Annotated in this window: 11 protein-coding genes and 1 riboswitch; of the genes, 8 read left to right on the top strand and 3 right to left on the bottom strand. The window is 66.9% G+C overall.

Going from position 1 to position 14,076, the window contains the following annotated elements; genetic code table 11:
- The first annotated feature begins 81 nt into the window (after positions 1–81).
- From M9945_RS05605 to argB, 4 genes are all read left to right on the top strand, one after another.
- Positions 82–1,251 (top strand): ABC transporter substrate-binding protein, encoded by a 1,170-nt coding sequence (locus tag M9945_RS05605; protein ID WP_367944772.1) that lies wholly within the window; start codon positions 82–84, stop codon positions 1,249–1,251.
- Between the two features lie 78 nt (positions 1,252–1,329).
- Positions 1,330–2,217, top strand: coding sequence for a branched-chain amino acid ABC transporter permease (locus M9945_RS05610; protein WP_367943755.1), 888 nt, complete (start codon positions 1,330–1,332; stop codon positions 2,215–2,217).
- 59 nt (positions 2,218–2,276) lie between these two features.
- Positions 2,277–3,200, top strand: coding sequence for a branched-chain amino acid ABC transporter permease (locus M9945_RS05615; RefSeq protein ID WP_367944773.1), 924 nt, complete (start codon positions 2,277–2,279; stop codon positions 3,198–3,200).
- Between the two features lie 189 nt (positions 3,201–3,389).
- Complete coding sequence (gene argB / locus M9945_RS05620) at positions 3,390–4,286, top strand: acetylglutamate kinase (RefSeq protein WP_367943756.1); 897 nt, start codon at positions 3,390–3,392, stop codon at positions 4,284–4,286.
- Positions 4,287–4,335: 49 nt separating this feature from the next.
- Here argB and M9945_RS05625 read toward each other — a convergent pair whose 3' ends face one another.
- Together M9945_RS05625 and M9945_RS05630 are read right to left on the bottom strand one after the other, a co-directional pair.
- Positions 4,336–5,241, bottom strand: coding sequence for a DMT family transporter (locus M9945_RS05625; protein WP_367943757.1), 906 nt, complete (start codon positions 5,239–5,241; stop codon positions 4,336–4,338).
- A gap of 72 nt (positions 5,242–5,313) precedes the next feature.
- The gene (locus M9945_RS05630; RefSeq protein ID WP_367943758.1) at positions 5,314–6,441 is read right to left on the bottom strand and encodes a porin; all 1,128 of its coding nucleotides are present in this window, start codon (positions 6,439–6,441) and stop codon (positions 5,314–5,316) included.
- A 384-nt stretch (positions 6,442–6,825) separates the two neighbouring features.
- Between M9945_RS05630 and M9945_RS05635 the strand changes: the two genes are divergently transcribed.
- The 3 genes from M9945_RS05635 to M9945_RS05645 all read left to right on the top strand — a co-directional run bounded on the left by M9945_RS05635 (position 6,826) and on the right by M9945_RS05645 (position 10,097).
- Positions 6,826–7,770 (top strand): tyrosine-type recombinase/integrase, encoded by a 945-nt coding sequence (locus tag M9945_RS05635; protein WP_367943759.1) that lies wholly within the window; start codon positions 6,826–6,828, stop codon positions 7,768–7,770.
- A 40-nt stretch (positions 7,771–7,810) separates the two neighbouring features.
- Positions 7,811–8,950 carry a porin gene (locus M9945_RS05640; RefSeq protein WP_367943760.1) on the top strand — a complete coding sequence of 380 codons (1,140 nt, stop codon included), beginning with the start codon at positions 7,811–7,813 and terminating at the stop codon, positions 8,948–8,950.
- A 157-nt stretch (positions 8,951–9,107) separates the two neighbouring features.
- Positions 9,108–10,097, top strand: a complete 990-nt coding sequence (locus M9945_RS05645) for a nitrilase-related carbon-nitrogen hydrolase (RefSeq protein WP_367943761.1) — start codon at positions 9,108–9,110, stop codon at positions 10,095–10,097.
- Positions 10,098–10,155: 58 nt separating this feature from the next.
- Here the strand turns inward: M9945_RS05645 and metE are convergent, their stop codons facing one another.
- The gene (gene metE, locus M9945_RS05650; RefSeq protein WP_367943762.1) at positions 10,156–12,507 is read right to left on the bottom strand and encodes a 5-methyltetrahydropteroyltriglutamate--homocysteine S-methyltransferase; all 2,352 of its coding nucleotides are present in this window, start codon (positions 12,505–12,507) and stop codon (positions 10,156–10,158) included.
- 86 nt (positions 12,508–12,593) lie between these two features.
- A riboswitch (cobalamin riboswitch) is annotated at positions 12,594–12,814 on the bottom strand.
- A 236-nt stretch (positions 12,815–13,050) separates the two neighbouring features.
- Here metE and M9945_RS05655 point away from each other — a divergent pair.
- Complete coding sequence (locus M9945_RS05655; RefSeq protein ID WP_367943763.1) at positions 13,051–14,070, top strand: ABC transporter substrate-binding protein; 1,020 nt, start codon at positions 13,051–13,053, stop codon at positions 14,068–14,070.
- Positions 14,071–14,076: the final 6 nt, after the last annotated feature.

Genomic DNA, 14,076 nt, shown 5'->3' on the forward strand with positions numbered 1-14,076 from the left:
CGGCCTGGGCCTGCGTCGACAATGGAGGAGAAAGACATGAAGAACACCGGATTTCTGCTGGCGTCCCTTGCCGCGTCGCTGATGGCGACGAGCGCGCTGGCCCCCAGCGCCTTTGCACAGGACATCACCGTCAAGATCGGCGTGCTCAACGACCGCTCCGGCGTCTATGCCGACCTGTCGGGCGAGGGCTCCGTCACCGCCGCGCGCATGGCCGCCGAGGATTTCGGCGCCGAGGCCAAGGGCATCAAGGTGGAGATCGTCTCGGCCGATCACCAGAACAAGCCGGACGTCGCCTCGACCATCGCCCGCCAGTGGATCGACCAGGACGGCATCAACGCCATCGTCGACGTGCCGACCTCCTCCGCCGCGCTCGCGGTCAACGAGATCACCAAGGAGGCCAACGCGGTCTTCGTCAATTCCGGCGCGGCCGCCTCGGACCTGACCGGCCCGGCCTGCTCGCCGCACACCGTCCACTGGACCTACGACACCTGGGCGCTCGCCAACGGCACCGGCTCGGCCATGGTGCAGACGGGCGGGGATTCCTGGTTCTTCCTCACCGCCGACTACGCCTTCGGCCATGCGCTGGAGCGCGACACCTCGGCCGTGGTCGAGAAGTCCGGCGGCAAGGTGGTCGGCGCGGTGCGCCATCCCTTCCCCGGCACCGACTTCTCCTCCTTCCTGCTTCAGGCGCAGGCTTCGGGAGCCAAGGTGATCGGCCTCGCCAATGCCGGCGGCGACACGATCAACTCGATCAAGCAGGCGGCCGAGTTCGGCATCACCCAGGCGGGTCAGGCGCTCGCCGGCCTCCTCATCTTCATCACCGACGTCCACGCGCTCGGCCTCGAGACCGCGCAGGGGCTGGTGCTGACCGAGAGCTTCTACTGGGATCTGAACGAGGGCACCCGCGAGTGGTCGGCCCGCTTCGAGGCCATCGACGGCGACAAGCCGACCATGGTGCAGGCGGGCGTCTATGCCGGCGTGCTGCATTACCTCAAGGCCGTCGAGGCGACGAAGTCGACGGATGCCGACACCGTCGTCGCCAAGATGAAGGAACTGCCGACCGACGATCCGCTGTTCGGCAAGGGCGAGGTCCGCGCCGACGGGCGCAAGGTACACGACATGTACCTGTTCCGCGTCAAGGCGCCGGACCAGTCGACCGGCCCGTGGGACTATTACGAGACCGTTGCGACCATTCCCGCGGCCGAGGCGTTCCGCCCGCTGGCCGACGGCAACTGCCCGCTCGTCCAGTAACGGAACCATGAAACGCGGCGCGCTCCGGGACCGCCCGGCGCGCGCCGTCTGCGCAGCATCGCTTGCCGGGGCAACCGTATGTTCGAACTCTTGGGAATCCCACCACAGGCCTTGTTTGGCCAGTTGTTGCTAGGCCTGATCAACGGGTCGTTCTACGCGATCCTGTCGCTGGGCCTTGCGGTGATCTTCGGTCTTCTGAACATCATCAACTTCGCCCATGGCGCGCAGTACATGCTGGGCGCCTTCGTGGCCTGGATGCTGCTCAACTATTTCGGCATCGGCTACTGGTGGGCGCTGCTGATCGTGCCGATCGTCGTCGGCGCCTTCGGCATCGTGCTCGAACGGCTGATGATCGCCCGGCTCTACCATCTCGACCACCTCTACGGCCTGCTGCTGACCTTCGGGCTGGCGCTGATCATCCAGGGGCTGCTGCGCAACCAGTACGGCATATCGGGGCTGCCCTATTCGATCCCGCCGCAGCTCGCCGGTGGCCAGAACCTCGGCTTCATGTTCCTGCCCAACTATCGCGGCTGGGTGGTGGTGGCCTCGCTCGTCGTCTGCATCGGCACCTGGTTCGTCATCGAGAAGACCAGGCTTGGAGCCTATCTGCGCGCCGCCACCGAGAACCCGACGCTGGTCGGCGCCTTCGGCATCAACGTGCCGCGCATGATCACGCTGACCTACGGCTTCGGCGTGGCGCTGGCCGCCTTCGCCGGCGTGCTGGCCGCGCCGGTCTACTCGGTCAACCCCAACATGGGCGCAGACCTGATCATCGTCGTCTTCGCCGTGGTGGTGATCGGCGGCATGGGCTCGATCCTCGGCTCCATCGTCACCGGCTTCGGGCTCGGGCTGATCGAGGGGCTGACCAAGGTGTTCTACCCCGAGGCCTCCTCCGTCGTCATCTTCGTCATCATGGCCATCGTGCTGCTCGTCAAGCCGGCCGGCCTGTTCGGGAGGACCGCCTGATGTCCGCCGTCACGGAAAACGACACCGCGCCCGTCGTCGTCCATCAGGCGCGTGCCGGCATGCCGCGCCATCACGCCGCGATCTTCATCGCCCTGCTGGCGGCCGGGCTGGTCGCGCCCTTCTTCCTTTATCCGGTCTTCGTGATGAAGGTGATGTGCTTCGCGCTGTTCGCCTGCGCCTTCAACCTTCTGCTCGGCTATACCGGCCTGCTCTCCTTCGGCCATGCCGCCTATTTCGGCTCGGCGAGCTACATCAGCGCCCATGCCGCCAAGGTCTGGGGCCTGTCGCCGGAGCTCGCCATCCTCGCCGGCGTCGGCGCGGCCGCCATTCTCGGCCTCGCCATCGGCGCGCTCGCCATCCGCCGCCAGGGCATCTACTTCGCCATGGTCACGCTCGCCTTCGCCCAGATGGTGTTCTTCTTCTCGCTGCAGGCGCCGTTCACCGGCGGCGAGGACGGCATCCAGGCGGTGCCGCGCGGCAACCTGTTCGGCCTCATCTCCTTACGCTCCGACTTCAATCTCTATTTCGTCGTGCTGGCCATCGCGCTCGGCGGCATGCTGGCGATCTATCGCATCATCCACTCGCCCTTCGGGCAGGTGCTGAAGGCGATCCGCGAGAACGAGGCCCGCGCCATCTCGCTCGGCTACCGCGTCAACCGCTACAAGCTCGCCACCTTCGTGCTCTCGGCCGGCTTCGCCGGGCTCGCCGGCGCGACCAAGGCGATCGTCTTCCAGCTCGCCTCGCTGACCGACGTCCACTGGTCGATGTCGGGCGAGGTGGTGCTGATGACCCTCATCGGCGGCATGGGCACCGTCTTCGGCCCGATCGTCGGCGCCGCCGTCATCGTCACCATGCAGAACTACCTTGCCACCTTCGGCGCCTGGGTCACCATCATCCAGGGCATCATCTTCGTCGTCTGCGTCCTCCTCTTCCGCGAGGGCATCGTCGGCGTCATCGCCAAGTGGACCAAGAAGCCGCTCTAGGCGGCTTCGTCCCGCCCGGGCGGCCCCCTGCCTCCAAGCCGGCGCTTTGCCCGAAGCGCCGGCTTTTTCGCGGGAACGTCCCGCGGGGCGCGTCGCGCCCGCGAGCGGCCGATCAAGGCGATTGTCTCGTCTGCCGCTTGCCGCTATGAGACGCGGCAGATCGTCGTTTCCGCTGCCCTCGAGGACACCATGACCACGGACAAACCCGCCACCGCCGAGGAACAGGCGCGCCTCCTGTCGGCCGCGCTGCCCTATATGCAGCGCTACGAGAACAGGACGGTGGTGGTGAAGTATGGCGGCCACGCCATGGGCGACGACGAGCTCGGCCGCGCCTTCGCGCGCGACATCGCGCTGCTCAAGCAGTCGGGCGTCAATCCCATCGTCGTCCATGGCGGCGGGCCGCAGATCGGCGCGATGCTGACCAAGATGGGCATCGAATCGAAGTTCGAGGGCGGCCTGCGCGTCACCGATCGCAAGACAGTCGAGATCGTCGAGATGGTGCTGGCCGGCTCGATCAACAAGGAGATCGTCGCGCTCATCAACGCCGAGGGCGAATGGGCCATCGGCCTGTGCGGCAAGGACGGCAACATGGTGTTCGCCGAAAAGGCGCGCAAGACCGTCAAGGACCCGGAGAGCAACATCGAGAAGGTGCTCGATCTCGGCTTCGTCGGCGAGCCGGTCGAGGTCGACCGCACCCTGCTCGACCTCCTTGCCCGTTCGGAGATGATCCCGGTGATCGCCCCGGTCGCGCCGGGGCGCGACGGCCACACCTACAACATCAACGCCGACACCTTCGCCGGCGCCATCGCCGGCGCGCTCAACGCCACCCGGCTTCTCTTCCTGACCGACGTGCCGGGCGTGCTCGACAAGGACAGGAACCTGATCGACGAGTTGACCGTCAGCGAGGCGCGCGCGCTCATCGCCGACGGCACCATCTCGGGCGGCATGATCCCCAAGGTCGAGACCTGCATCGAGGCCATCGAGCGCGGGGTGGAAGGCGTCGTCATCCTGAACGGCAAGACGCCGCATGCGGTGCTGCTGGAACTGTTCACCGAGCACGGCGCCGGCACGCTGATCGTGCGTTGAGGCCGGTACGCTGATCGCGCGCTAAGGGATGGGGCGGCCCCGGCCGGCCCTATCCCATCCACAGCAGCAGCAGGATGCCGGTGACGATCAGCAGGCAGCCGGCGGTCTCGAGCCGCGTGATCCGCTCGCGGAAGAAGAACACCGAGGCGGCGAAGGTGAACAGCATCTCGATCTGTCCCAGCGCCTTGACGACCGCCGCCTGTTGCAGGGTCATCGCCATGAACCAGCCGAACGAGGCGCTCGCCCCGGCGAAGCCGGTGAACAGCGAGGGTTTCCACGCGCGGGCGATGCGCCCGAACTCGCCGGGGGCCTTCCATAGCATCCAGCCGCTCATGATGACGGTCTGGAAGGCCAGCGCGTAGACCAGCGTCGTCGCCGCCTGCATGGTGAAGTCCGGCCCGCCGAGCGCCAGCGACGCGGCGCGGTAGCCGACGGCGGCGATGCCGAACAGCGCCCCCGAAGCCAGCCCGATCAGCGCGTTGCGGGCAAAGACCGAGGCGACGAGGTTGCGCCACGTCACTGTCGTGTGCGCCACCGAGATCAGCATCACGCCGAAGACGCTGATGGCGATGGCGAAAAAGGTGCCCGGAGTGATTCTCTCGCCGAAGAAGACGAGGGCGAACAGCGCCGCCTGCGCCGGCTCGGTGCGCGAATAGGCGGTGCCGACGGCGAAGTTGCGGTGGGAGAACAGGTGGATCAGCAGGAACGTCGCCGCGATCTGCCCCAGCGCCGCGACGATCACCCAGAACAGGAACGCCGCGTTCGGCGCGGGCACGGCAAGGCCGCGCAAGGCAGCCAGAAGCCAGACGAACAGCAGGGCGAAGGGCAGGCCGAAGCCGAATCGGACGAAGGTCGCGCCCGTCGTCCCCATCACCGATTTCAGATGCTTCTGCGTCACCGAGCGCAGGTTTTGCAGGAATGCGGCGGCGAGAGTGATCGGTATCCACAGATCCAAGATGGCGACCCGTACAAAAAGAAAGAACCCGGCGGTTTCCCGCCGGGTTCCTTTTATCCAATCCGCTGGGGATTAGAAGAAGCGCGAGAAGCGGATGAAGCCCGACACGCTGTCGTCGTCGATGCCAGCCGGCAGATCGAACTGGTTGTAGACGAGCTCGCCGCGGACGACGAAGTTCTCGACCGGGGTCCAGACCGTGTTCAGCTCGAGCGCCCAGCCGTCGATGCCGGTGCTGACGTCCGAGCCCGCGAAGTACAGGTCGGAGAAGTACTGGACCGCCAGCGACGCGCCGAACTGGGCGTTGAACTGGTGGTAGTACGAGGCCATGATCGACCACTCGGGCGCACCGAGGCCACCCGCGCGGAAGCCGGTGCCGTTGAACACGCCGTACTTGTTGTCGCTGTCGGCATAGAAGCCGAGCAGGCGGAACGAGGAGCCCGGCGCGCCGGCGATGTTGTAGTGCAGGCCGGCGGTGACGCCGAAGCCGCTATCGCCGAGCACGTTAATCTCTTCGTCGTAGCCGACCTTCAACCAGGCGGCGCCCCAGCCCTGGTTGACGCCGACGACGCCGACGAAGTCCGGGGTGTAGTTGTTGGTGATGCCGGCATCGTCGAACTCAGCCGAGATCGTGCCGAAGAACCCGTTCGAGCCAGCGAAGTTGTACTGGATCAGGTGGGTCTGGTGGTAGCCGTAGTGGAAGCCGCTGTCCGAGTGCGAACCACCGGCGGCGCGGCCGCCCTGCGGGGTCGAGACCCACGCCGAGTCCGTCCAACCAGCGCGGAAGCCGCCGAGCGACAGCCAGCCGTGGTTGAGAACGCTGGCGGCCGCTCCGTCGGCGCGGTCGAACTGCAGACGGGCATAGCCCTGGAGCGTGCCGTACTCGGTCTCCGAACGGGCGTCGAAGACGACGCGGACGCGGCTGGTGCTGTTCCAGCGGTCATCCGTCATGGCGTGGTAGTTGAGGATGCCCGGAGCGGCACCCAGGCTCTCCGACGCGCCGATCTGGTGACGGATTTCGCCGCCGATCTTCAGGCAGGTCTCGGTGCCGGGGATGTAGAAGAAGCCGGCGCCGTAGACGTCGCAGACGCGGACGTATTCGACGGGTTCCGGCTCGGCGATGACGATGGCGTCGGCAGCGTGGGCGCCGGCGGTGGCGAGAGCCACGGTAGCGGAGCCGAGGATAAGGCTCTTGATGTTCATTTCTGACCTCCAGTCAAAGTTAAAAACGGGTCTGGGTATTTTTGCTGAAGGACAGCGTTCCCTGCCCCATCCCCAATCCTCGAAAAAGACACGCATGCGCGCCCCTTCTTCGAGCCTGACAATACCCGGCGAGGCGCGCCGTTCAACTGCAATCCCGGCGGCGGTGGGGCTGTTCAGATGCTATCGGAAAGGCGTGTTGCACAAATGACACGATTTCGACCCCGGCGGAAAGGAACCGTTAACCATCGCGGCACGCGCAGCAGCGCGGCGGCAGGAATCGCAGCGGTGATTCCATTTCCCCCTGATTCCTGAATGAACGCGGCAGGCTCCTGAAAGAAACGCCATACTCCCATCGAATCGGAAACAGGGATTCGGGGGAGTTCAATGGAATTGAAATGCATACCGCCGCCGTCGCAGGGCCGATCGTATGACGCTGCGCTGGAGCGGAAGAGCGGGCCAGAAAAAGAAGTGAAGAAATCGCCGAACACGCTGATCGGGCTTTATGGCGCCTACCATAACGTTCTCTGGGAAGACGGATTCCATAAATATTGCGTCGAATCGTTCATCCGCGAGCAGGACCGCCTTCTCGGCGGTGAGGCGGTTGACGACTTCCGGCAGGAAAAGCTCGACTATCTCATCGGTTGCCTGCGCAACGGAGGCAACAGCAACGCGACGATAAACCGGAAGCTCGCCGCGCTCAGCAAGCTGCTCAAGAAGGCGCACAGGATGGGGGAGATAAAGAGCCTCCCCGAATTCATCCGCCTCAAGGAGCGCGCGGGCAGATTGAGGTTCCTCGAACAGGACGAGGAGGATGCCCTGTTCGGGGCGATTCGCAGCCGGTCCGAGGAGTATTATCGTCTCGCCGTCTTCCTGGTCGATACCGGGGCGCGGCTCGGCGAGGCGATCGGGCTGCACTGGAACGACATCGACCGCAACCAGGTCACGTTCTGGATCACTAAGTCCGGGAAAAGCCGGACCATCCCCCTGACCAAGCGCGCCGAGAAGGCGCTTCGCGCGGCCAAGCCGGCACGGGGCGGGCCCTTCATCCATATAAAGCAGCAGAAGTTCCGGGCCGTCTGGCATGCAGCCAAGGAGGATTGCGGGCTCGGCGCCGATGCGGACGTGGTGCCGCACATCCTGCGGCACACCTGCGCCTCGCGGCTGGTGCGCGGCGGGATCGACCTGAGGCGCGTCCAGATGTGGCTGGGCCACCAGACGCTGCAGATGACGATGCGCTATGCCCACCTGGCGACGCGCGACCTCGACGCATGCCTGCCGGTGCTCGAACGCGAGCAGAAACGGCAGCCGCCGGTTTCCCGGACTGCGTGAATGTTCATTTCTGACCTCCGGTTTTGACTGGAGGTCAGAAATGAACATCAAGAGCCTTATCCTCGGCTCCGCTACCGTGGCTCTCGCCACCGCCGGCGCCCAGGCTGCCGACGCCATCGTCATCGCCGAGCCGGAGCCCGTCGAATACGTCCGCGTCTGCGACGTCTACGGCGCCGGCTTCTTCTACATCCCCGGCACCGAGACCTGCCTGAAGATCGGCGGCGAATTCCGCCACCAGATCGGCAGCTCGGAGAGCATCGGTGGCCTTACCGGCCTCGGCAACTACCACGCCCTGCAGGACGATCGCTGGAACAGCACCAGCCGCGTCCGCGTCGTCTTCGACGCCCGTTCGGAGACCGAGTACGGCACGCTGCAGGGCTATGCCCGTCTGCAGTTCGACCGCAACGACACCGTCTCGTCGTCCAACACCCTCAACCATGGCTGGCTGTCGCTCGGCGGCTTCCGCGCTGGTTGGACGGACTCGGCGTGGGTCTCGACCCCGCAGGGCGGCCGCGCCGCCGGTGGTTCGCACTCGGATAGCGGTTTCTTCTACGGCTACCACCAGACCCACCTGGTCCAGTACAACTTCGCTGGTTCCAACGGCTTCTTCGGCACGATTTCGGCCGAGTTTGACGATGCCGGCATCACCACGAACTACACCCCGGACTTCGTCGGCGTCGTCGGCATCAACCAGGGTTGGGGCGCTGCTTGGTTGAAGGTCGGCTTCGACGAAGAGATCAACGTGCTCGGCGACAGCGGCTTCGGCGTCACCGCCGGCCTGCACTACAACATCGCGGGCGCGCCCGGCTCGTCGTTCCGCCTGCTCGGCTACTATGCCGACAGCGCCAACAAGTACAGCGTGTTCAACGGCACCGGCTTCGGCCCGGCCGGCATCAACCTCGGTGGCCCCGAGTGGTCGATCATGGCCTCGTACTACCACCAGTTCAACGCCCAGTTCGGCGCGTCGCTGGCGGTCCAGTACTTCGGTGACCTCTATGCCGGCCCCGGCTCGGACGTCAGCACCGGCATCGACGGCTGGGCGCTCGAGCTGAACACGGTCTGGACCCCGGTCGAGAACTTCGTCGTCCGCGGCAAGCTCGTCTACAACCAGTTCGATCTGCCGGCTGGCATCGACGACGACAGCGTGTCGGGCTTCATCCGCTTCTCGCGCTTCTTCTGATCCTTTCCAGATTGGATGATGAGAACCCGGCGGGCAACCGCCGGGTTCTTTCTTTGTGGCGATGCCCGTCGCGGCTGGACGGCGAGCGTCGTTCCCGGCATCCTCGGGGCCCCGGCGCGCCGGGGCCTTTTGCCGTTTGCCTTCGAGGAACGAAACCATGAGCCAGCACCGCATCGCCGTCGTCCAGGCCGGATCGACCCTTTTCGACACGAAGGCGACGCTGGCGCGGATGGAGGCGCTTTGCGAGGAGGCGGCGCGCAGCGGCGTCGAGCTCGCCGTGTTCCCCGAGGCCTATGTCGGCGGCTATCCCAAGGGGCTGGATTTCGGCGCGCGGGTCGGCAGCCGCTCCGCGGCCGGCCGCGACGATTTCCTGCGCTACTGGCGCTCGGCCATCGAGGTGCCGGGGCCGGAATGCGCCGCCATCTCATCGTTCGCGGCGCGGATGAAGGCGCATCTCGTCACCGGCGTGATCGAGCGCGACGGCGGCACGCTCTATTGCACGGTGCTGTTCTTCGGGCCGGACGGCGCGCTTCTCGGCAAGCACCGCAAGCTGATGCCGACGGCCAGCGAAAGGCTGATCTGGGGGCAGGGCGACGGCTCGACCATTCCCGTCCTCGACACGCCGCTCGGCAGGATGGGCGCGGCCATCTGCTGGGAGAACTACATGCCGGCGCTGCGGCAGGCGATGTACGCCAAGGGGATCGAGCTGTGGTGCGCGCCGACGGTGGACGAGCGCGACATCTGGCAGGCCTCGATGCGCCACATCGCCTATGAGGGCCGCGCCTTCGTGCTCAGCGCCTGCCAGTACATGACCCGCGCCGACGCGCCCGAGGAGTACGACTGCATCCAGGGCAACGACCCGTCGACCGTGCTCATTCGCGGCGGCAGCGTCATCGTCGGGCCGCTGGGCGAGGTGCTGGCCGGCCCGGTCTACGGCGCGGAAGCGGTGATCGCGGCCGACATCGACCTCGACGATACGATCCGCGGCAAGTTCGACCTCGACCCGACCGGCCACTATGCGCGGCCGGACGTGTTCGACCTCGTGGTCGACGAGACGCCGCGCAGCGCCGTCACCTTCGCGCGGCAGGTGGGCATCGAGGACGACGAGGCCGGATTCGCCGAGGATGAGGCCCCGCCGGCGTCCTGAGAAAGAAGCGTGGCAGGCGTACCGTCCACACTTCTTATATATCGTCGCCCCGACCGGATCAGGCCGCGTCGCGAAGCTGCCTTGCGGCGGCCACCATGTTGACGAGCGCCGGGCGCACCTCCTCCCATTTGCGGGTCTTCAGCCCGCAATCGGGATTGACCCAGAGCTGGCCATCGGCGAGCCGCTTGCGGGCAAGCGTCATCAGCGCGGTCATCTCCTCCACCGCCGGCACGCGCGGCGAGTGGATGTCGTAGACGCCGGGGCCGATCTCATTCGGGTATTTGTAGCTCCGGAAGGCGTCGAGCAGCTCCATCTGCGAGCGCGAGGTCTCGATAGAGATGACGTCGGCGTCCATCGCTGCGATGCCGTCGATGATGTCGTTGAACTCCGAGTAGCACATATGGGTGTGGATCTGGGTCGCGTCCGCCACGCCCGAGGCGGTGAGCCGGAAGCACTCGACGGCCCAGCCGAGATAGGCCTTCCACTCGGAACGGCGCAGCGGCAGGCCCTCGCGCAGGGCGGCCTCGTCGATCTGGATCATCGTCGCGCCGGCCGTCTCGAGGTCGACGACCTCGTCGCGGATGGCGAGCGCGATCTGGCGGCAGGTGCGCTCGCGCGGCTGGTCGTCGCGCACGAACGACCAGTTGAGGATCGTCACCGGCCCGGTCAGCATGCCCTTGACGGGCCTTGGCGTCAGCGACTGCGCGTATTGCCACCACGCCACCGTCATCGGCCGCGGGCGCGAGACGTCGCCATAGATGATCGGCGGGCGCACGTAGCGCGAGCCGTAGCTCTGCACCCAGGCATGCTTGGTGAAGGCGAAGCCGGAAAGCTGCTCGCCGAAATACTGCACCATGTCGTTGCGCTCGAACTCGCCATGGACCAGCACGTCGAGGCCGATCTCCTCCTGCCAGCGGATCGCGGCTTCCGTCTCGCGCTTGAGGAACGCCTCGTAGTCGAGATGGCTCAGCTCCCCCTTGGCGTGGGCGGCGCGCGCCTTGCGCACCTCGGCCGTCTGCGGGAACGAGCCGATGGTCGTGGTCGGGAAGGCCGGCAGGCCGAGCTTGTCGCGCTGGACCCGGCTGCGCGTGGCGAAATCGCTGGCTCTGGTTTTCATTGCCGCGCCGATGCCGGCGATGCGGCCCTCGACCAGCGGGTCGTGCACCTTGGGCGAGGCGGCGCGGGCGGCGGCGGCCTGCGAGGCGGCCTTGAGCGCGGCAAGGACGGCGCTGCGCCCTTCCGCGAGCGCCCGCGACAGCGTCACCAGCTCGCCCTGCTTCTGCGCCGCGAAGGCGAGCCACGACTTCACGTCCGCGTCGAGCGCGGTCTCGAGGTCGAGATCGATCGGCACATGCAGCAGAGACGAGGACGGCGCGACCTCGATGCGGGCGAGCGGCCAGCCGGCCACCACCGGCTTGATGCGGTCGAGGATGGCGCAAAGGTCGGCGCGCCAGACGTTGCGCCCGTCGACCAGGCCGAGCGACAGCACGAGGTCCTTGCGCGCCAGCCGGCCGACCGCTTCGAGCTGCTCCGGCGCGCGCACGAGATCGACATGGAGGCCGGCGACAGGCAGCGAAAGCGCGGTGTCGAGATTGTCGCCGAGCGCGCCGAAATAGGTGGCGAGCATGATCCTGAGGTCCGGCGCGGCCTTCGCCAGCCGCTCATAGGCGAAGCGGAACGCCTCGCGCTCGTTGGGGATCAGGTCGAGCACCAGCGCCGGCTCGTCGATCTGCACCCAGTCGGCGCCGGCCAGCCGCAGGCGGCGCAGCAGCTCCTCATAGACCGGCAGCAGCCGCGGCAGCAGCGCCAGCGGGTCGAAGCCTTCCTCCTGCGACTTGCCGCGCCTGAGCAGCGTCACCGGGCCGAGGATCACCGGCCGCGTGTAGATGCCGAGCGCCTTCGCTTCGAGGAACTCGTCCACCGGCTTCGACGAGGACAGCGCGAAGGCCTGATCGGACGAGAACTGCGGCACCATGTAGTGGTAGTTGGTGTCGAACCACTTGGTCATCTCCAGCGCCGGGACGCCATCGTGGGGGCCATGGGCCGGATCGGCGCAGCCGTTGCCGCATTCGGCATGGGCATTGCCCTCGCTGCCGCGCGCCATGGCGAAATAGGTGTCGAGCGGCACCTCGCCGCCCTGCCAGCCGTAGCGGGCCGGAACCGCGCCGACGAGGACGATCGTGTCGAGCACATGGTCGTAGAGCGAGAAGTCGTTGGACGGGATCCTGGTGATGCCGCGCGCGCGCTGCTCCTCCCAGTTGGCGGCGCGCAGCCGCTTGGCGGTTTCGAGCAGCGCTGCGGCGGAAGATTTGCCCGACCAGTAGGATTCGAGCGCGAATTTCAGCTCGCGGCGGCGGCCGATGCGCGGCACGCCCAGCGTTGCGACGGGAACTTTCTGCGGAAGCGACATGACCATACCCCGATTGTTGGGGCGGAGGCGCGAAAGCGTGCAGGGCGGCCGTGCCGCGTCATGCATGCCACCGGGACACCCCGCCCGTGGATGTTTCTCGCCGTGGCAGGTCTCCTGGCTTGCGGGTCCTCGCCTTCATCCGTCTTCCCGGAGCGGCTGGCTCCAGTGACGTCATTGGATGACGGCTCGCCGCTTACAGTTGCGGGGGCAGCGCCGGTCTTGCCGCCTCGCGGGCGACTCACCGGCTTCCCTCTTTGCTTCGGCATGCACGAGTGCCTGCCGAAGAACCACGACGGACGCACTCTATCGAAGTCCGGGCGGTTGTCAATGTGATATAAAGAAATCTTTATGTCTTTAAATCACGCCGGAAGGAAGAAATTTCCGGTGCCCGCCTTGCCCGCCGGAAGGGCCTCCAATCGGTATGGATAGATTGTCGCGGACGCGAAGGTTGCTTGATCTGCGACAAACTGGAGTTCTATATGCAAGTTTATAAGGGATCGGCCCGGCGAAGGCGTCGGGCCGCGCGAACTTCCGGAGCTTGCCATGTCGAGAACAGCATCATCGGGTCGGACCGTCCTCACCCGCCGCAAGGCGCTCGCCGCCGCGGCCGCCTCCGCTGCCTGTCTTGCGCTGCCGCCGTCGGTGCGCCGGGCGTCGGCGGCGAAGCTGCCGTCGCTGACGCTCTACGGCCCGCCGGCCGGCCCCAGCATCTCGCTGGCGCACGCGGTCGCCTCCGGCAAGCTCTCCGCCATCGCCGACAAGGCCGAGTTCAAGGTGTGGCGCAACCCTGACGAGATGCGCGCCGGCCTGACCTCCGGCACGATGCAGGCGCTGATCCTCCCGGTTCAGGTCGCCGCCAATCTCTACAATCGCGGCCTGCCGGTCCGGCTCCTCAACGTCATGACCGACGGCCTGCTCTATATCGTCTCGGCCGACCCGACCCTGTCGAGCATCCCGGCGCTCAAGGGCAGGACGCTCGCGGTTCCGTTTCGCAACGACATGCCCGACCTGGTGATGGGCAGGCTGCTCGCCCATCATGGGTTGAAGCCCGGCACCGACATCACCCTCGAAAGCGCCGGCTCGCCGATCGAGGCGATCCAGCTCCTGATGGCGGGGCGGGTCGATGCCGTCCTGTCGACCGAGCCGGCCGTCTCGGCCGCGATCCTGCGCGGCGCGGCCGGCGGCAAGGCGGTGCGGCGCGTCATCGACGTCCAGAAGGCGTGGGCCGAAGCCACCGGCGGCTCGCCCGTGCTGCCGCAGGCAGGGCTGGCGCTGACGGTGCCGTTCATGGAGGCCAATCCCGGCATCGCCGACGCGTTGCAGCAGATCGCCGAGGAGGCGACGGCATCGGTCAACGCCGATCCGGCGCGGGCGGCCGCCGACGCCACCGCGGCGCTGGAGATGCCGGCGGCGATCCTCGTCGCCTCGCTGCCGACCTCCAAGCTGGTGGCCCGGCGCGCCAGCGCAGCCCGCGCCGACATCGAGGCGATGCTGTCGACGCTGGCCGAAGCCGATCCGGCGATCATCGGCGGCAAGCTGCCGGACGACGGCTTCTATCTCTAGGGAGCT

This window comes from Aquamicrobium sp. (genome assembly GCF_023954335.1).
Taxonomy (GTDB): domain Bacteria; phylum Pseudomonadota; class Alphaproteobacteria; order Rhizobiales; family Rhizobiaceae; genus Aerobium.